Source organism: Polaribacter litoreus (assembly GCF_054584775.1).
Window position 1 is genome coordinate 1 of the sequence record NZ_JBTLRD010000019.1, and the last position, 19556, is coordinate 19556.

Below are 19556 nucleotides of genomic sequence, written 5' to 3' on the forward strand. Positions count from 1 at the left end.
TAAATTAAGTTGGCATTTTGGTGATTTGTTTCTGCAACTATTGCTCCCATTTTTAAAGCAGCTGCTACCAAAACCGAAGTCTTTAAACGAATCATGTTAATATATTCAGCTATAGTAACATCATTTCTAGTTTCAAAATCAACATCTAATTGCTGACCATCACAAACCTCTAAAGCTGTTTTACTAAATAATTTTGCCAATTTCTGAAATACATCAGGCGCGTAATTCTCAAAATATTGATACGCTAAAATTAACATAGCATCACCAGAAAGAATGCCTGTATTAACATCCCACTTTTCATGAACTGTTGGTTTTCCTCTTCTTAAAGGCGCATCATCCATTATATCATCATGCACCAAAGTAAAGTTATGAAAAACCTCAATTGCCAAAGCTGCTGGTAATGCTTCTTGGTAATCTTTACCAAAAATATCTGCAGCCATTAAGGCTAAAACTGGTCTTATTCTTTTACCACCCAACTGTAAAATATAATCTACAGGTTCATAAAGGTTTTTAGGTTCTTGAATCCAATTTTTTGATTCTAAATATTCTAAAAATTTCTGTTGATAATGTAAAATGTCCAAATCTGTATATTTTTTTGTAAAAATAATGTAAACAAATATCACTTTTTAATTCGAATGTTAAAAAAACATTAAAACTTTGGAAACTTTTTTTGTTTCTTAAGTTTCCTGTTGTACTTTTGCTGACAGTTATGAGACAAAAAATTTTAGAAAAATCGAATGAATTATTCTTAAACTTGGGTTTTAAGAGTGTTACGATGGATGAAATTGCCAGTGCTTTAGGTGTTTCTAAAAAAACAATTTACAAATATTTTAAAAATAAAACAGAATTGGTTGATGCTGTAACTAAGCATACTTTTTGTGTTATTTCTGATGGTATTGATAAAATTTGCGCATTAAAAGAAAACCCTATAGATGAGCTTTTTTATATTAAAGAGTTTGTAATGAATCATTTAAAAGACGAAAAATCATCTCCTCAGTATCAACTTCAAAAATATTACCCCAAAATATATGAATCATTAAAAGAAAAACAATTTCAAATTATGCAGGGTTGTATTGTAGAAAATTTAAAATATGGCGTTGAAATAGGTGTTTACAGAAAAAATATTGATTATGAATTTATTTCGCGCATCTATTTTAATGGTATGATTAGCATAAAGAACAAAGATTTATTTCCGTTAAACAACTACTCTATGAAAACAATAATGAATTTTTACCTAGAATATCACCTCAGAGGTATTTGCACAGCAAAAGGGATACAACAACTAGAACATCAACTCAAAAATAACCAATTATAAATGAAGAAATACATATACATCATTTCTTTTTTAGCATTTTCAATTTCGCTAAATGCGCAAAAAAAAACTATAGAACTTTCTTTAAATGAAGCTATAAAAATTGCGCTCACTAATAGCTATAATGCAAAAGCCGCCGAAAACGATATTAAAATTGCCAAAGAAACGGTTTGGGAAACTACTACTATTGGATTGCCACAAATTAACGGAAGTTTAGATTATCAAAACTATATTAAGCAACCCATAAGCGTTGCAGATATTAATGGAGATGGAGTAAACGAAGAGTTTGTTTTTGGAACAAAACAAAACGTAAATGCTTCTGTAACTTTAACACAGTTGCTTTTTGATGGTTCGTATTTGGTAGGATTACAAGCTTCTAAAACCTATTTAAAAATTTCTGAACAAGCCAAAGAAAAAACAGAATTACTTACTAGAGAGGCTGTTATTAACGCTTACGGAAATATTTTAGTTACCGAAAAAAGTATTGAAATCCTTAAAAGAAATCAACAGGTAAATGATAAAATTCTAAAAGAAACTAAAGTCGCTTACGAAAATGGATTAACAGAACAAGAAAATGTAGAGCAGTTCGAAATTATTAAAGGTAATCTAGAGAATAATCTTAAAGCTTCAAATAGATTAAAAACGATTGCTTATAAGATGCTAAATATTGCTTTAGGCAATGATATAGATACTCAAATTGTGTTAACAGATACACTTGAATCTTTAGTTTTAGCAAATACAGATTTAAATTTACTGGTTACGGAATTTAATATTGATAATCATATCGATTTTAAAATTGCCGAGAACGATAGAGAAACAAAACGGTTGATGGTGCAATTAGAAAAAAGTAAAAATTTACCAAGTTTAAATGCATTTGTAAATTATGGTACACAAGCTTTTTCTAACAGTTTTACCTTTTTTAAAGGAGAACAACGCTGGTTTCAATCCTCATTATTTGGGGTAAGTTTAAATGTACCAATTTTTAGTAGTTTTGGTAGAAAAGCAAAAACAGCACAAGCAAAGTTTGCCTTAGAAAATGCAGATATTCGTTTAGAAGAAACCAAGCAAAAACTTAGTTTGGCTGTTCAAAGTGCAAAAAGCGATTATCAATTAAGTATCGACAATTACCAAACTGCACAAAAAAACCTAAATCTTGCAGAAAGAATAGAAAAAAAACAACAAATAAAATTCAACGAAGGTATAACCACAAGTTTCGATTTATTGCAAGCACAAAATCAACTATACTCGCAGCAAAACGCTTATGTACAAGCAATGTTAAACATTATTGCTAAAAAAGCAACTTTAGAAAACGCATTAAATATTCCAATTAAATAACCAAATCAGAAATGAGAAAAATATATTCACTACTACTCGCACTATTCATTTTATCTTCTTGCGGAGGAGATAAAAAAGAGCAATCTATTGAAGAAATAATTGCTACCAACAACCTAAAACAGATTAGAACCAAAAAATCTGAATTGGATAAGAAAATGCAAGAAATTTCTGACAATATAAAACTGTTAAACACAGAAATCGAAAAGTTAGATACACTTAAAAGAGTACCTTTAGTAACTGCTTTTAAAGCTAAAAATGAAGTGTTTACACATTATTTAGAATTACAGGGTAATGTAAAAACAAAACAAAACGTTTTAATTTATCCAGAAATGGCTGGTAGGTTAGAGAAAGTGTATGTAAAAGAAGGTCAAAACGTTACCAAAGGCCAAGCTTTAGCTAAAATTGATGATAGTGGTATGGCACAACAAGTAGCACAATTAGAGGCTACAACAGCTTTAGCTAAAACCACTTATGAGCGTCAACAAAGATTATGGGACGAAAAAATTGGTTCCGAAATTCAGTTTTTACAAGCCAAAACCAACTACGAAGCTCAAAAAAATGCTTTGGCTCAGCTTAAAAAACAGTTCGATAAAACAACCATTAGAGCGCCTTTTTCTGGTATTATAGATGATGTTATAAAAGACCAAGGTACAGTTGTTTCTCCAGGACCAGGATCTGAAGTTTTTAGAATTGTAAACTTAGGTAATATGTTTATTGAAGCAGATGTACCAGAAACCTACATATCTAGCATTACACCTGGCAAATCTGTAACTATTAATTTTCCTGTTTTGGGTAAAACTGTAGCTACAAAAGTGCGTCAAACAGGTAATTTTATCAACCCAGCTAACAGAACATTCAGTATAGAAATTGGTGTGCCAAACCAAGATAGAAGTATTAAACCAAACTTAACAGCAAAATTAAAAATTAACGATTATACCAATCCTGAAGCAGTTTTAATTCCACAAAGTATCATTTCAGAAAATGCAGAAGGTAAACAATATGTATACGTTGTTAAAAATATTAAAGGTGATAAAGGAACTGCTAAACAAGTGGTTGTAAAAACAGGAAAAACACAGGGAGACATTATCGAAATTTTAAACGGTGTTAATGTGGGAGACCAATTGATAGAAGCTGGTGCAAGAACTGTAAAAGATGGTCAAGAAGTGAAAATTAGTAAATAGTATGCAGTTACAGTTTTCAGTAAATAAATATGTCAGTTTGAGTGATTTTCCGATACCAAAAATTGTATCGAGAACTCATCAACAAAACAATAAAAAAATCATCTAATGACTAATCAAAAAAAAACAGATAAAGAATTTAAGCTTTCATCGTGGGCAATTAACAACAAAACCACCATGTATGTTGCTATTTTCTTAATTCTTATTCTTGGAATTTCTGCATACTTTAGTATGCCAAGAGAAGATTTTCCAGAAATTAAAGAAACCAAAATTTATATCAGTACGTTATATCCTGGTAACACTGCTGAAGATATAGAAAAACTCATTACAGATCCGCTTGAAGACCAATTAAAAGACTTAAGTGGTGTTGTAGAAATTACCTCAACATCTCAAGAAGATTATTCTATGATTATCGTAGAATTTGATGATGATATGGATGTTGAAGTTGCCAAACAACGAGTAAAAGATAAACTAGATACAGAAAAAGCATCTGAAGATTGGCCAACATTTAATGGCGCAAAAGTAGATCCTAATGCGTTCGACTTAAACCTTTCGGAAGAAATTCCATTTCTTAACGTAAATATTTCTGGTGATTATCCGCTTCAAAAACTAAAAGAATTTGGTGAATATCTGCAAGATGATATCGAAGACCTAACAGAAGTTAAAGAAGCTGTAATTAGAGGTGTACAAGAACGAGAAGTTGAAATTGCTGTAGACATTTATAAAATGATGGCTATGGAAGTAAGTTTTAATGATATTGTTGGGGCCATCCAAAACGGAAATATCACCTCTTCTGCAGGTAATTTAATTGCTAGCGGACAAAGAAGAACCATCAGAATTTTAGGTGAAATCGACAAGCCTTCTGAGCTTGAAGATTTTGTAATTAAATCTGAAAAAGGTAATGCAATCTACTTAAAAGACATTGCTACAGTTAGTTTTAGAGAAAAAGACAAAACAACTTTTGCCAGAAAAGATGGTAAACAGGTAGTAATGTTAGATGTTAAAAAACGTGCTGGTAAAAACATGGTAGCTGCTGCAGACGAAATTAAAGTTTTGGTAGATAAAGCCATAAACGAATATTTTCCAGCAGATTTAGAAGTAAGCATCACTAATGATTTGTCGGACAAAACCATTGGTCAAGTAGATGATTTGGTAAACAACATCATCTTCGGAATCATATTAGTAGTAACCGTTTTAATGTTCTTTTTAGGCTTTAAAAATGCATTGTTTGTTGGTTTTGCCATACCAATGTCTATGTTTATGTCTTTAATGATTCTTGGTGCAATGGGCTACACCTTAAATACCATGATTCTCTTCGGATTAATTATGGGGCTTGGAATGTTGGTTGACAACGGAATTGTAGTTGTTGAAAACGTATATCGTTTAATGGATGAAGAGGGTTTAAGTAGAGTAGAAGCTGCTAAAAAAGGTATTGGCGAAATTGCATATCCTATTATCATATCTACAGTAACTACAGTTGCAGCCTTTGTGCCTTTAGGTTTATGGCCAGGGCTTTTTGGGCAGTTTATGATCTATTTCCCAATTACGCTTTCGGTTGTTTTAGGTTCATCTTTAGTAGTTGCTATTTTCTTTAATTCTGTATTAGTATCTCAATTTATGACAACAGAAGATAAAGATATGCCTCTAAAAAGAATCATATTTGTTTCCTCTATCATTGGCGGAATTGGACTCTTAATTCTTGTTTTTGGCGGCGAATTCAGAGGTTTAGGCTCAGTAATGGTATTTACCGCAATTATGTTATGGGTGTACAGATTCATTTTAAGAAAAGCCGCAAACTACTTTCAAAGAAATACCTTAGTTTGGCTAGAAAATGCCTATGAAATAACTTTAAGAGGCGCTTTAAAAGGGTGGAAACCTATTGCAATTACTATTGGTACATTTGTACTTTTATTTGCAGCTTTTGCTGGTTTTGGATGGTCTGTAGGAACTCAGAGAACCAAAATTGAATTCTTTCCAGACAACAAACCCAATCAAGTGGTTGTTTATATCGAATATCCACAAGGAACAGACATTTACGAAACCAATAAAATTACCAAAGAAATAGAACAACGTGTATATGGTATCTTAAATCAAGAGATGTATATGGATGGTGATAGAAACTTTATGGTAGAAAGCTCCGTTTCTCAAGTAGGTGAAGGTGCTGGAAATCCACAAACTGATGGAGGTTCTGCTGCAGAAATGCCACATAAAGGTAAAATCACAGCTTCTATGCGCCAATACAAATATAGGCGTGGTTTAGATAGTGAAGAATTACGTCAAAAAGTGCAAGAAGCCTTAACTGGTGTTTATCCTGGAGTCTTAATTTCTGTAGAAAAAGATGCTAATGGACCACCTGCAGGTGCGCCTATAAATATTGAACTTAAAGGTGATAATTACGAAGAGTTGATTGCAACAGCAGAAAAAATGCGTGCTTATGTAAATACAAGAAATGTACCTGGTGTTGATGAGTTAAAGATTGATGTAAACAAAGACAAACCATCAATGAAAGTTGTTGTTGACCGCAAAAAAGCAGGAGAACTAGGGATTTCAACAGGTCAAGTTGGGCAACAATTACGTAACGCAATTTTTGGAGCTAAAGCAGGTATTTATAAAGAAGATGGTGATGATTACGATATTAATGTGCGTTTTAAAGAAGATATTAGATATAACAAAAGTGCGCTATTTAATCAGAAAATAACGTTTAGAGATCCATCAAACGGACAAATAAAAGCGGTTCCAATTTCGGCAATTGCAAAACAAAGCAATAGTTCTGGCTTTAGTGCTATTAAACACAGAGATACCAAACGTGTGGTTACTGTATATTCTCAATTAGCGCCAGGTTATGTAGATGCTGCTGCAGTTGTAAATCAGATTCGTGAAGAGATGAAAAACTTTACTGAAAAACCTGAAAATATTAAAATTGATTATACAGGTCAAATTGAAGAACAAAACAAACAACAAGCCTTTTTAGGTGGAGCATTTTTTAAAGGGTTAGCATTGATTTTCTTTATTTTGATTTTCCAATTCAACTCGGTTTCAAAACCAGGAATCATTATGATTGCTATTTTCTTGAGTTTTATTGGGGTTTTTGGAGGTATTGTGTTAACAGGTTCTTCTTTTGTTATTATGATGACCATGATGGGAATTATATCTCTAGCAGGTATTGTGGTTAATAACGGTGTTGTACTTCTTGATTATACGCAATTATTAATCGATAGAAAAAAGGAAGAAGTAGGCTTAGGTGAAAATGAATATTTACCAAAAGAATACCTTTTTGAAAGCGTTGTAAAAGCAGGTAAAGCTCGTTTGCGTCCGGTTTTATTAACAGCAATTACCACCATTTTAGGATTAATTCCGTTAGCAATTGGTTTAAATATCGATTTCTTCTCTCTTTTTAGTGAGTTTGATGCTAAAATTTATATGGGTGGAGATAACGTAATTTTCTGGGGTCCTTTAGCATGGACCGTAATTTATGGCCTTTTTGTAGCTACTTTCTTAACCTTAGTGGTAGTGCCTATTTTATTTTTCTTAATCACACAATTTAAAATGTGGTTGAAAGGAAATAAAAGTGATAAACAACTAGAATTAGAAGAACAAATTCAAAAACTAGGATAAGTAAAATAAATTACAAAAAAGGGTTAGCTTTATCATAATGCTAACCCTTTTTTATTGTTTATACCCTGTACAAACTACATTTTTTTAGTGGTAATAATAATAACACCATTTGGTGCATTATACAACTTCAAAGCATTCTTGCCTTTTACAATCTCTACTTTTTCAATTTTATTAGAACTTAAAGTATCTAATATACTTTTATTAACAACTTTTCCGTCAAGAATTACCTTTGGATGCTGTTTATTATCGATTTTATGCTTTTGCGTTACATCAATATTAGAAAAATCTAGTTGATCTGCTCCTTTTGTTTTTATCAAAATAACACCATTTGGTGCATCATACTTTTTAATTGCTTCTTTGCCTTTTACAACAAAAACTGAAGCTATTTTGCTTTGATCAATTAGTTCCATAGGAAAATCGAATACCTTACCATCTACAATAATCTTTGGTTTTGCACCCTCTTTTAATTGTATTAATAAACTTTCCTTATCAGTTTTTTTTACTGGTGTAGCACTTGTTTTAAGATTACCATTTTGTTGGGCGTAAGCTATTGAAATTGAGCACAACATTAAAACTGCTACCATTATTATTTTTTTCATTTTTTTAAATATTTAGATATGAATAAATTTTTTAATTCGTTTTTGTATACACAATAATTAAATCGTTTTCTAAGATTTTTTTATAGATTTTCTGCTCTTTATTTTTATCTACAAACATCTTTTTAGCTTCTTCTAACAATGCAGATTTTTCACTTTCAGACATTTTATCTGTGTATGTATTATACACAAACACCGAAAACAAAAAGGCTAAAGAAGCAGCCATAGCCCATAAACTAACGTTAAATGTATGAGGCGTTTTTGTTTTTTCTTCAAATGATACCCACAATTTATCATTTAAGTTTTCAGGAATTTTATTTTGGTTTTGTTTCACAAAAAAAGACCATTTTTTTAAGGGTTTGTCCATTTTTTGAATACTGCAAAACAACTTTTTTTCTTCTTCTAAAGAAGTTTTTGCTGCTTTGTATTTTTCAAGGATGTTTTTAATAGTTTCCTCGTTCATAATTGTATGTTTTTTCTAAAGATGCTCCTATAAATTTTCTAGCTCTTGATACCAAAACACGAACGTGTTCAATTTTAATGTTTAACGCTGCTGCAATCTCTTTAAATTCGTAACCATCAATATCTCGCATTATAAAAACCTCTTGCTGCTGTTTGGGCAATTGTTTTAGAATTTCTTGAATAATGGAATTCAGTTCTTGCCATTCTAAACTAGTATTTTCGTTTGACGCTTTTATCACTTTAAAATGAGTTGTAGCATTAGCTACCAAATGTGGTTTTTTGCGTAAAATGTCTATACAATAATTGCGTGCTGTTAAAAAAACCAATCCTTTTATATTAGGATGTTTTGCAACTTTGTGTCGTTTTTGCCAGAGTTTTAGCATTATTTCTTGAATAGCGTCTTCTGCATTTTGATTGCCCAACATTCTTGCCACCAATGGATAAATGCGTTCTGACAAAGAAAATATAGTGTATTTAAACTCTTGTTTGGTCATTCTTTTTATATAACGTTAAAGAGTAATAATTTATAACAAAGAATTTTGTATTTCTTTACAAGATGATAAATTACTCAACTTTTTTCAATTAAATTTGAAGTCCAATTTAAATTAAAAAATGACCATAGAAGAATTCAAAACCAAACTAAAAGAAAATCCAACTTCAATTGTTTTTGCAGAAACAATGCAAGTCATAGAAGAAAACTATAACTTTACACCAACAGCATTTACAAATGGAGACATTAAAAACGCAGTAGGCGAAAATTCAGGTTCTTGTAAATTATTCGCTTTTGCAAACACACAAAAACTTACTAAAAAGGAAACTCTTTTCTGTTTTGGAGAACATTATCAAAATGTTTTAGGTGATAAAAACGGAACTTCTCATCAAAATATTAGAAATTTTATGCAAACTGGTTTTGAAGGTCTTTCTTTTACAACTGATACATTAACCTTAAAAAAATAGGGTAAAATTTATCAATTAAAATAAAAAATGCATACCATTCAAACTGAATTTAGAGTAATGTACAAACCATACAGTTTCTGCTTAGTGTAGGGTTGTGTTTTTATAATAATTTAGCAGTAATTCTATTTTTTGTTTGAGTCAAAAATTGCTTTAGTATAAGGCGTATTAGTTTATATATTACGTTATATTTACATCAAACTATATGACACAAAATAAAGCGATTTTATACATGGTTTTTAGTGCAATTGCATTTTCTTTGATGGGTGCTGTTGTAAAATATTTAAGTACGTTTCATGTATATCAAGTAGTGTTTTTTAGGTCTATAGGAACTTTATTATTTACCATACCATTAGTGCTCAAACAAAAGGTGCCTTTTTGGGGTACTAACAAAAAATGGTTAATCATTAGAGGTGTAGCAGGCGTAATTTCTTTAACCTGTTTTTTTCAATCATTAAATTATTTAAGTATTGGTACTGCTGTTTCGTTAAGATATACAGCCCCAATTTTTGCTGCTATTTTTGCTTTAATTTTTTTAAAAGAAAAAATTAAAGCCATACAATGGTTGCTTTTTTTAATTGCATTTGTAGGTGTTTTAATTATAAAAGGATTTGGCGCAGATGTAGAAACATTGGGCTTATTTTTTGTCATTTTTTCTGCGGTTTTCCTAGGGGTAATTTTTGTGGTAATTCGTAAAATTGGAAACTCAGAGCATCCTTTAGTTATTATCAATTACTTTATGATAATGGCCTTTACTTTTGGTGGATTATTGTCTATAAAGTATTGGATACAACCTAGCTTAATAGAGTGGATTCTTTTCTTAAGCACAGGTATTTTTGGGTATTTTGGTCAGTTGTATATGACGAAAGCATTCCAGGCAGAAGAAACCAATTTAGTAGCTCCAATTAAATATCTTGAGGTAATTATAACGATTGTAATCGGCACGTTTTGGTTTGGAGACATCTATAATGGTTGGACAATTTTAGGAATTATTCTTATTTTATCAGGATTGATTTACAATATCTATATCAAAAGAAAAACAAATTAACAGTACAATAGTTTTTATTTTAAGGTTGTATAAACCATGTTTTTCTTCTTTTTAGCAAAAAATTAAAAATACATTTTAAGAGATTTTCATGATAATTTTTAGGGTTGCAAAATAAAAAAACTAACTTTTTATTTCCGATTTTGGCGGATTTGGCAATTGCTCAAAACCCATATTAAATAAGGTAAAACCAAAAATATCTGCATATTGTTCTATTATTTTTGCAACTGGTGTACCTGCTCCATGACCAGCATTGGTTTCTATTCTAATTAAAACAGGGTTTTCGCCAGCTTGTTTTTCTTGCAATTCTGCTGTAAATTTAAAACTGTGTGCTGGCACAACTCTATCATCATGATCTCCTGTGGTTACTAAAGTTGCTGGATATTTTGTGCCTTTTTTTACATTATGTACTGGTGAATATCCTTTTAAATAATTGAACATTTCTTTGCTATCATTAGCAGTTCCAAAATCGTAAGCCCAACCAGCACCAGCTGTAAAGGTGTGATAACGCAACATGTCTAAAACACCAACAGCAGGCAAAGCTACTTTCATCAACTCTGGTCTTTGTGTCATTGTAGCCCCAACTAATAAGCCTCCATTTGAGCCTCCATTAATGGCTAAGAAATCTGAAGAGGTGTAGTTATTTTCAATTAAATATTCTGCAGCTGCTATAAAATCGTCAAAAACATTTTGCTTTTGCATTTTAGTACCAGCAATATGCCATTTTTTACCATATTCGCCTCCACCACGTAAATTGGGTACAGCATAAATTCCTCCTTGTTCCATCCAAACAGCCATTATAGAGCTAAAACTTGGTGTAAGGCTAACATCAAATCCTCCATAACCATATAAAATCGTTGGATTTTTCCCATTCAATTCCAACCCTTTTTTATAGGTAATAATCATAGGTACTTTTGTACTGTCTTTAGAAGTATAAAAAATCTGATTGCTTATATAATCATCAGTATTAAAATCATGAGCAGGTTTCCAGTAGGTTGTATACGTTCCGTTTTCAGGATTTAATTGAAACAAAGAACTTGGTGTTTTGTAATTGGTAAAACTAAAATACAATGTTTTGTCTTTGGTTTTTCCTTCAAAGCCATAAGCGGTTCCTAAACCAGGTAGTTTTACTTCGCGAATTAAGTTTCCATCAACATCATATTGTACTACTTTAGATACAGCATCTACCATATAACTTGCAAAAAAATATCCAGCACCTGTAGAAGGAGACAATACGTTTTCTGTTTCAGGAATAAAATCTTCCCAGTTTTCTGGAGTAGGATGAGCAGCATCAACAGTAACCACTTTTTTATTTGCTGCGTTTAAATTGGTTACCAAATACAATTTGCTATCTCTGTTATGGATGACGTTGGTATCACTTTTTGTGTGATCTAAAACAGTGATTAATTTACTATTTGGTTTCGATAAATCTTTAATAAACAATTTATTACCAGAGGTAGATACAGACGCAGTAATTACTAAATATTTATTATCTTCAGTTAAATAACCACTTACATACCTGTGTTTTTCTTCTGGAGTTTCTCCAAAAATAACTTTATCCTTTTTTTGTGATGTTCCTAATTTATGGTAATACAATTTATGTTGATCTGTTTTTGCAGACAATTCGCTTCCTTTAGGTTTGTCATAACTTGAGTAATAAAAACCTTCGTTTTTGTACCAAGAAATTTCGGAGAATTTTACATCAACCAAAGTGTCTTCTTTTATGGTTTTAGATTCCACATCTAAAACTATAATTTTTCTCCAATCAGAACCACCTTCTGAGATAGAATAGGCAGCAGTTTTTCCATTTTTAGAAAAACTTAATGTGCCTAAAGAAGTGGTACCATCTTCAGAAAAAGTATTTGGGTCTAAGAAAATTTCTGGCTCAGCATCTCCCTTTTTTCTATAGATAACAGACTGATTTTGCAAACCATCATTTTTAGAAAAATAAGTATAATCGCCTTCTGTATAAGGAGTTCCAATTCTTTCGTAGTTTATCATTTCTGATAAACGAGATTTTAATTGTTCTTTGTAAGGTATTTTGCTTAAATAATTGAAAGTAACAGCGTTCTCTGCTTTTACCCAAGCTTCTGTTTCTGTACTTCTATCGTCTTCTAACCATCTATAATTGTCGGTTACAGCTGTGCCAAATAAGGTGTCTACAACTGGTTTTTTTTCAGTTTCTGGATAATTCACTTCTATATTTTTGTGTTTTATTTCTTGGGTACAAGAAGCTAAAGTAATACTTGCTAAAATAAGGTGTGGAATAAATTTGATTTTCATATTCGTGAAATTTTTTGGTTTAAATGTAAAAGTTATTTACAGCATTATCAAGCATTTGCTAGTTTTTAACATATAGATAATTTACAAGATCAGGATTTGTAATTATCAACCTAAAAAAACGACTACTTTTGTGTAAAATAGATTTATTATGACAGAAAACTTAACAAAAGCAACTTTTTTAGAAAAGGTGTTTAATTTTGAAGAAAACGCAGCATGGAAATTTGAAGGAGACAAACCAGCTTTAATCGATTTTTATGCAGATTGGTGTGGCCCTTGTAAAATGATTGCTCCAATTTTAGAACAATTATCTAAAGAGTATGAGGGCAAAATAGATATTTATAAAATTGATACTGAAGCAGAGCAAGAATTATCTGCTGCCTTTGGTATTAGAAGTATTCCGTCAATGTTATTTTGTCCTGTAGATGCAGAACCACAAATGGCAAATGGAGCTTTACCAAAAGCTGATTTAGAAAGGCTAATTGCAGATGTTTTAAAAGTAGAAAAGTAAAGCCTATCCTAACCTTCCCAAAGGGAAGGAACTAAAGCATAAATGAAAATCCCAAAATTTAGTTTTGGGATTTTTTTATGAATCAAAATTAATACATAATTTTTATATGCATAAGAAAATTATGTATATTTGTTTTCAATAATTCTCATTGCGTACAAAGTGAAGCAATCTGTTAGTTAAATTTTAAGATTGCTTCGTAAACTCGCAATTACTGTTAACAATTACACATTTCAACTATAAAACGATTAAACACCAAAAATGGGAAATCAGAAATTATACAAAGGTTCTTTACAAACCATCATTTTAAAATTATTAGAAACTAATGATAAAATGTATGGGTATGAAATTACTCAGAAAGTAAAAGAACTCACCAAAGGCGAACTAAAAATTACAGAAGGTGCTTTGTATCCTGCATTGCACAAATTAGAAGCTGATGGTTTGCTAGATGTTGAGGTTGCAAAAGTGGGCAATAGACTTCGAAAATATTACAAATTAACAGAAAGTGGCACCAAAGAAACTGTAAACAAATTGGCAGAAATGCAAGAGTTTTTAAAAACGATGCAACATTTGGTGAATCCTAAATTTAGTTTGGAGTAAAAATTTTTAGCTATGGAATTAACAACAGAACAAATACAAAAAGTAGAAGAATATTTAGATAAAAAAAGATTCAATTTTATTGATTTAAGAGTAGAAGTTTTAGATCATATGGTTTCAGATTTAGAGAGCTTTTTGAATAAAAATTATTCTTTTGAAAACGCCTTTAAAATAACCGTTTTAAAATGGGATAAACATTTTAGAGAATCTTCTAGTTTCTTTTTTGGTTTTCAATATCATGAGTCCAAAATTGTGGTTAAAAATGCGGTAAAAATTTTTAAGCCTTTTTACTTTTTGTATCTGGCTTGTTATTTTTTACCTATGCTAATTTTCACAAATTTTCATATTGTTTTTTCAGAGGGTTTCTCAGATTTTACGAATGGATTTTTAAACGGATTAAACATCGGTTTTTTGCTTTACTTGATCTTTTTAATTACAAAAGTGTATAAATCTAAAGTAAAAACAACTTACAGTTTTATTTTAAGAACACAGTATTTAGGAATCATCTTTTTAGTACTTCCTTTATTTATGGGCAATCATTTTAACGATGATAAAAGTTTTATTCCCTTTTTAATCAGTTTTCAAAGTGCAGGTTTTGCAGTTACTTATATCTGTCATTATTTCTACAAAAAGCACGAACAAGCCATCAAAAAATATAAAATTTCATAACTATGGAATTATCAAAAGAACAACTTTTACAAATAGACAATTACATTTTTTCTTGCGGCATAAAATATTATGATGTGAGAACAGAAATTGTAGATCATTTTGCCAATATTTTAGAAGAAAGGTTAGCTAAAAATCCAGATTTAGATTTTAAAAAAGAAATTAGAAACATTCACAGAAACTTTTCTGATAGCGGTTTTAGTAAATTGTTAAAAGAGAAAACAAAATCAGTCAATAAAAAGTTTTACAAACAGTCTTTTATACACTTAATTAGGTTTTTTAAGTTGCCAAAAATTGTTGTTACTGTAGCCGTATTTTACTTATTATTTTTATTGATGAATTTCTTTGAAGACAAAGAAAATTTCTTCTTTTGTTTATATGGTGTTTTATTATTTTTAGTTCTTCGAATTTTTTATCAAAACAAAAAATCGAAAAAAGAACAAAAAGAACCCTTTTTAGTTTTAAACAAAACCAATAATTTTTTACAAGTGTTAAACTTAATTTTTGTTTGCTTTAACTCTATAACTAATTTTAGAGGCGATGAAAGTTTTTTAAATCCAATGCAAAACAATATTCATTTGGGCATTTTTGTGTTGTTAGTTTTGTTTTATTGGTCTGGAGAATCTGTTTTTCATCAAAATAAAAAATTGGTAAAAGAACAATATCCAAATGTAATAGTGTAACTATGGAATTATCAAAAGAACAAATACAATACATAGAACATCGTTTAGAAAACGAAGGTGTAAAATATTGGGACATTAGAATAGAACTATTAGATCATGTAGTTTCTGATCTTGAGAAAAATTTAAAAGAAAATAGTTCTGAAGCTAATTTTAAAAAAATGGTTCAGAATTCGTTTATTTTTTTAGGCTGGAATGGCAGTTTTGATGATTTAACAAAACAACGTTTGTTTGGTATTAATAAAATTGTTAGAAAACAGTATTTTAATCAAATAGGATTGTTTTTTACAAATTTTAAATCAATTTTTTTAATCTTTCTAATAACAAGTTTCTACTATTTTGTTTTAGTAACTTTTAATTTAAAAACGTTTAAAGTAATTACAATGTTTATCTTGTTTGCACCAATGATTTATGGCGGCTTTTTATATTTTTCAGAATTTTCTAAAAAAAGGAAATCTGGTTATTTAACTTATAGTACCTTTTATATTTTCTTTTCATTTTTAATGCTAAATGGAGTTATTCAATTTGTAAAACCAGATGGAATTATTCCTGTTGCCAAAGAAACTCAGCTGCTTGTTTGGTTTGCAGTAACTTGTTTAAATACGCTTTTTTCTTCAGCAGGTATTTTAGTTCATCATAAAACCTTAAAAAAGATAAAAAATATAGAATTGAAGTTAAAAAGTATATGAAACTCACAAACCTCCAAATAGAAAACTTATACAAATTTACCAGAAAACATTATGTAGAACATTATGATGTACAAACAGAATTGGTAGATCATTTGGCAAACGATATTGAGCAAATTTGGGTAGAACATCCAAAATTATCTTTTGAAGAAGCACGAGATAAATCCTTCAAAAAATTTGGCATTTTTGGTTTTATGGATGTAGTACAAGCCAAAGAATGGCAAATGACAAAGCAGTATTTTAAACTGGTTTTAAAATTTGTTAAAGAATGGTTTCAATTGCCAAAAATTGTACTTACAATTATACTTTTTTTAGGATTTTATGTTGTGCAAGATTATCAATTTGGGAGTTACCTGTATTACACTATTTTTATAATGGTAATGCTTTTACAAATTATTTATATGATTATTAAGGGTAGAAAGCTTAAAATAAAGTATCAAAAAACAGGTAAAAAATGGTTGTTTGAAAGTATTATTAATGTAAACGGAATGGCAAATATCTGTGTACTTTTATTTTGGTTTTTCGATTTCCCTTTTAACAATACCAAAGATTTTTTATTGATGGGCGATTTTAGAAAATTCCTTTCTGCTTTTTTAATAACACTTTTAGTACTTATTGCGTATATCACTTTAATGGTTATTCCTAAAAAAGCCAATCAATTGTTGCAAGAAACCTATCCAGAATACAAATTCGTTTAATTTTTATTTATGAAATTATCAGAAATACAAATAGAAAATTTATACAAATTTACAAGACAGCATTATGTATATCATTATGATGTACAAACAGAATTGGTAGATCATTTGGCAAACGATATTGAGCAAATTTGGGTAGAACATCCAAAATTATCTTTTGAAGAAGCACGAGATAAATCCTTTAAAAAATTTGGAATATTTGGTTTTATGGATGTTATTGAAGCCAAACAAAAACAAATGAACAAGCGTTACAGAAAAATATTGTGGCGTTTTTTTAAAGAATGGTTTACGTTGCCTAAAGTTGTTATTACAGCCAGTATTTTCTTAGGTTTATTTCTAATTTTAAGAGTGCCATATTCAGAATATATTTTATTAGGATCACTTTTTGTTTTAATTACTTTTGATTTGATAAAACAAACAAAATCGAGAAGAAAACACAAAAAGAAAGAACAAAGAAATGAAAAGATTTTCTTGTTAGAAGCTATGATTGGGCAAACAAAAAATGGCTTTACAATCATTACTTTTGTAAATCTTTTCAACTTAGTAAATTTAACTAGAGTTTCTTTTAGTTCTCTAGATAATAGTTGGTTATTGCTAATTTCATTATGTGCTACATTATTAATAATTCTCTTTTATGTAACCAATTATTTAATGCCTAAAAAAGCCCAAGAATTGTTGCAAGAAACCTATCCAGAATATAAAATGGTAAAAAATTTGTAACAATATCCAAAATCAAACAACTAATTATCAACTAAACAAACCAAGTAACCTATGATTTCACATTTTTTAAATTTAGAATGGAAACAATTTTTTCGTTCGGCTTCTTTTAGCAAAAGTGTAGGCGCAAAAATTCTAATTGGTTTCTTTGCACTTTATTTTGCCGCTTCTTTTTTGATTTTAGGGATTAGTGCATTTTACATTATAAAAGATCAATTTCCACAGCAAGATCCTTTAGTGTTGGTTAATTCATTTTTAATGTATGCTATTATTGGTGATTTGATTTTCAGGTACATCATGCAAAAATTACCGGTTATGAACATTAAACCTTTATTAATTTTACCAATTGCAAGAAGTAAAATTGTTCACTTTATTTTAGGAAAATCGGCATTATCTTTTTTTAATATCATGGGTTTGTTTTTTTACATTCCATTTGCTGTGGTTTTAATTAAAGAGGGTTATGATACAGTCGGAGTTTTAGGCTGGTTGGCTACAATGATATTAATAACGCAATGTGCCAACTTTTTTAATTTTTTAGTAAATAAAAATAATGCTGTTTTTGGAGGTTTAATTACGGTTTTAATTCTTGGGTATTTTGTGCAATATTTTGAGTGGTTTAATTTACCAGCTTTTATTGGGCAAGGTTTTGATGCCATTTATGCGACTCCTTTGTTGTGCCTAATCTTTTTGGTTTTGTTATTTGCTTTATATGTAACTAATTACAAACAACTCAAAAACGAGGTGTATTTAGATGCGTTGATATCCGAGCAAACTAAAGAAGTAAGTGCTTCAGATTTATCTTTTACAGATAGATTAGGAGATTTAGCTCCCTTTATCAAAAACGATTTACGCTTAATGTGGCGTAATAAACGTACAAAATCTTCTGTATGGATGGTTGCTGTAGGGCTTTTGTATGGTCTGTTTTTTTACCCAAATCCTATGTATGCTGATATGCAATTCATGTATGTTTTAGTAGGGATATTTTCAACAGGAACCTTTTTAATCAACTTTGGGCAATTTATTCCTGCTTGGGATAGCAGTTATTATAAAATGTTGATGAGTCAAAATTTCAAATACGAACGTTATTTAAAATCAAAATTTACGATAATGACAATTAGCGTTGTTGCACTTTTTGTGTTAGGTATTCCTTATGTATATTTTGGGTGGAAAGTATTATTGGTTCATTTTGCGGCCATGATTTATAACGTAGGTGTAAATACTCACGTAATTTTATATGGTGGAACGTTTAATAGAAAAAAAATAAATTTAGATGAAAAAGCGGCTTTCAATTTTCAAGGAACAGGAGCTGTACAATGGTTAATTGGTTTTCCATTAATGTTACTACCAATGGCAATTTTTGGGCTCATCAATTGGTTGGTAAGTTTCGAAATTGCAACTGCTACCATAGCAATTATGGGCTTTATTGGTGTTGCATTACATAAAAAATTAATGGCAGCCATCACAAAAAAATACATTGCAAACAAATATGTAATGATTCACGCATTTAATCAAGATAATTAAAAATACAATGATACAAACTACGCAACTTTCAAAAAAATACGGAAAAGCAGAAGTATTAAACATAGATGCTTTAGAAATTCCAACAGGTCAAAGTTTTGGTTTGGTGGGTAACAATGGTGCAGGTAAAACCACCTATTTTAACATTTTATTAGATTTGATTAGACCAACAACAGGAGCTATTGTAAATCACGATATTCAAGTAAACACCAGTGAAGATTGGAAAACATTTACAGGATCATTCATAGATGAATCTTTTTTAATAGGATATTTAACTCCAGATGAATATTTTGAGTTTATTGGCGATTTAAGAGGGATGAACAAAGCTGATGTGAAAACCTTTATAGCAAAGTTCGATGAGTTTTTTAATGATGAAATAATTGGAAAGAAAAAATATTTAAGAGATTTAAGTAAAGGAAACCAAAAGAAAGCAGGCATTGTTGCTGCAATGATGGGGAATCCTCAAGTGGTAATTTTAGATGAACCTTTCGCAAATTTAGATCCAACAACGCAAATTCGATTAAAGAAAATTATCAAAGAACTAACAGAAAACAGAGAAGTAACTGTGTTGATTTCAAGCCACGATTTAACACACGTAACCGAAGTTTGCGAAAGAATTGTTGTACTAGATAAAGGAAATGTGGTAAAAGATATCGAAACTTCTGCAGAAACGTTAAAAGAATTAGAGAGCTATTTTTCGGTTTAATATTCA

At 30.0% G+C, this 19556-nt stretch carries 20 protein-coding genes; 15 read left to right on the plus strand and 5 right to left on the minus strand.

The features are described from left to right. A partial coding sequence (locus ACW9UN_RS14605; protein ID WP_459487063.1) for a polyprenyl synthetase family protein occupies positions 1-581 on the minus strand: 581 nt, incomplete at its 3' end. 128 nt (positions 582-709) lie between these two features. Here ACW9UN_RS14605 and ACW9UN_RS14610 point away from each other — a divergent pair. The 4 genes from ACW9UN_RS14610 to ACW9UN_RS14625 all read left to right on the plus strand — a co-directional run bounded on the left by ACW9UN_RS14610 (position 710) and on the right by ACW9UN_RS14625 (position 7440). Next, the gene (locus ACW9UN_RS14610; protein ID WP_459487065.1) at positions 710-1315 is read left to right on the plus strand and encodes a TetR/AcrR family transcriptional regulator; all 606 of its coding nucleotides are present in this window, start codon (positions 710-712) and stop codon (positions 1313-1315) included. After that, on the plus strand, positions 1316-2647 hold the full coding sequence (locus tag ACW9UN_RS14615) for a TolC family protein (protein ID WP_459487067.1): 1332 nt from the start codon (positions 1316-1318) through the stop codon (positions 2645-2647). Positions 2648-2658: 11 nt separating this feature from the next. Next, the gene (locus ACW9UN_RS14620) at positions 2659-3828 is read left to right on the plus strand and encodes an efflux RND transporter periplasmic adaptor subunit (protein ID WP_459487069.1); all 1170 of its coding nucleotides are present in this window, start codon (positions 2659-2661) and stop codon (positions 3826-3828) included. A 105-nt stretch (positions 3829-3933) separates the two neighbouring features. Continuing rightward, positions 3934-7440, plus strand: a complete 3507-nt coding sequence (locus ACW9UN_RS14625) for an efflux RND transporter permease subunit (RefSeq protein ID WP_459487071.1) — start codon at positions 3934-3936, stop codon at positions 7438-7440. A gap of 74 nt (positions 7441-7514) precedes the next feature. On the opposite strand, the gene ACW9UN_RS14630 is transcribed toward ACW9UN_RS14625, so the two are convergent. Genes ACW9UN_RS14630 through ACW9UN_RS14640 form a run of 3 tightly spaced genes read right to left on the minus strand, consistent with a single transcriptional unit; the run spans position 7515 to position 8992 of the window. After that, complete coding sequence (locus ACW9UN_RS14630) at positions 7515-8039, minus strand: hypothetical protein (RefSeq protein ID WP_459487073.1); 525 nt, start codon at positions 8037-8039, stop codon at positions 7515-7517. 31 nt (positions 8040-8070) lie between these two features. After that, a complete protein-coding gene (locus tag ACW9UN_RS14635) occupies positions 8071-8499 on the minus strand; it encodes a hypothetical protein (protein ID WP_459487075.1) in 429 nt (142 codons plus the stop codon). Then, positions 8480-8992, minus strand: a complete 513-nt coding sequence (locus ACW9UN_RS14640) for a GFO_1088 family ECF-type sigma factor (protein ID WP_459487077.1) — start codon at positions 8990-8992, stop codon at positions 8480-8482. Before ACW9UN_RS14640 ends, ACW9UN_RS14635 begins: the two co-directional genes overlap by 20 nt. A 118-nt stretch (positions 8993-9110) precedes the next feature. Here ACW9UN_RS14640 and ACW9UN_RS14645 point away from each other — a divergent pair, with 118 nt between their 5' ends. After that, positions 9111-9455 (plus strand): HopJ type III effector protein, encoded by a 345-nt coding sequence (locus ACW9UN_RS14645; protein ID WP_459487079.1) that lies wholly within the window; start codon positions 9111-9113, stop codon positions 9453-9455. A 202-nt stretch (positions 9456-9657) separates the two neighbouring features. Then, on the plus strand, positions 9658-10500 hold the full coding sequence (locus ACW9UN_RS14650) for a DMT family transporter (RefSeq protein ID WP_459487081.1): 843 nt from the start codon (positions 9658-9660) through the stop codon (positions 10498-10500). A gap of 120 nt (positions 10501-10620) precedes the next feature. Here the strand turns inward: ACW9UN_RS14650 and ACW9UN_RS14655 are convergent, their stop codons facing one another. Continuing rightward, positions 10621-12774, minus strand: coding sequence for a prolyl oligopeptidase family serine peptidase (locus ACW9UN_RS14655; RefSeq protein WP_459487162.1), 2154 nt, complete (start codon positions 12772-12774; stop codon positions 10621-10623). Positions 12775-12928: 154 nt separating this feature from the next. Between ACW9UN_RS14655 and trxA the strand changes: the two genes are divergently transcribed. The 9 genes from trxA to ACW9UN_RS14700 all read left to right on the plus strand — a co-directional run bounded on the left by trxA (position 12929) and on the right by ACW9UN_RS14700 (position 19550). After that, positions 12929-13288 carry a thioredoxin gene (gene trxA, locus ACW9UN_RS14660; RefSeq protein ID WP_459487083.1) on the plus strand — a complete coding sequence of 120 codons (360 nt, stop codon included), beginning with the start codon at positions 12929-12931 and terminating at the stop codon, positions 13286-13288. A 258-nt stretch (positions 13289-13546) separates the two neighbouring features. After that, positions 13547-13885: a PadR family transcriptional regulator gene (locus ACW9UN_RS14665; protein ID WP_459487085.1), complete on the plus strand. Its 339-nt coding sequence runs from the start codon at positions 13547-13549 to the stop codon at positions 13883-13885. 12 nt (positions 13886-13897) lie between these two features. Next, positions 13898-14551, plus strand: coding sequence for a hypothetical protein (locus ACW9UN_RS14670; RefSeq protein WP_459487087.1), 654 nt, complete (start codon positions 13898-13900; stop codon positions 14549-14551). 2 nt (positions 14552-14553) lie between these two features. Continuing rightward, positions 14554-15231, plus strand: coding sequence for a hypothetical protein (locus ACW9UN_RS14675; protein ID WP_459487089.1), 678 nt, complete (start codon positions 14554-14556; stop codon positions 15229-15231). A gap of 2 nt (positions 15232-15233) precedes the next feature. Then, positions 15234-15917, plus strand: a complete 684-nt coding sequence (locus tag ACW9UN_RS14680; RefSeq protein WP_459487091.1) for a hypothetical protein — start codon at positions 15234-15236, stop codon at positions 15915-15917. Next, positions 15914-16612, plus strand: a complete 699-nt coding sequence (locus ACW9UN_RS14685) for a hypothetical protein (protein ID WP_459487093.1) — start codon at positions 15914-15916, stop codon at positions 16610-16612. The genes ACW9UN_RS14680 and ACW9UN_RS14685 overlap by 4 nt, the downstream gene beginning before the upstream one ends. A 9-nt stretch (positions 16613-16621) precedes the next feature. Continuing rightward, a complete protein-coding gene (locus ACW9UN_RS14690; RefSeq protein WP_459487095.1) occupies positions 16622-17329 on the plus strand; it encodes a hypothetical protein in 708 nt (235 codons plus the stop codon). A gap of 51 nt (positions 17330-17380) precedes the next feature. Next, complete coding sequence (locus ACW9UN_RS14695; protein ID WP_459487097.1) at positions 17381-18847, plus strand: DUF5687 family protein; 1467 nt, start codon at positions 17381-17383, stop codon at positions 18845-18847. A 7-nt stretch (positions 18848-18854) separates the two neighbouring features. Continuing rightward, a complete protein-coding gene (locus ACW9UN_RS14700; RefSeq protein WP_459487099.1) occupies positions 18855-19550 on the plus strand; it encodes an ABC transporter ATP-binding protein in 696 nt (231 codons plus the stop codon). Positions 19551-19556: the final 6 nt, after the last annotated feature.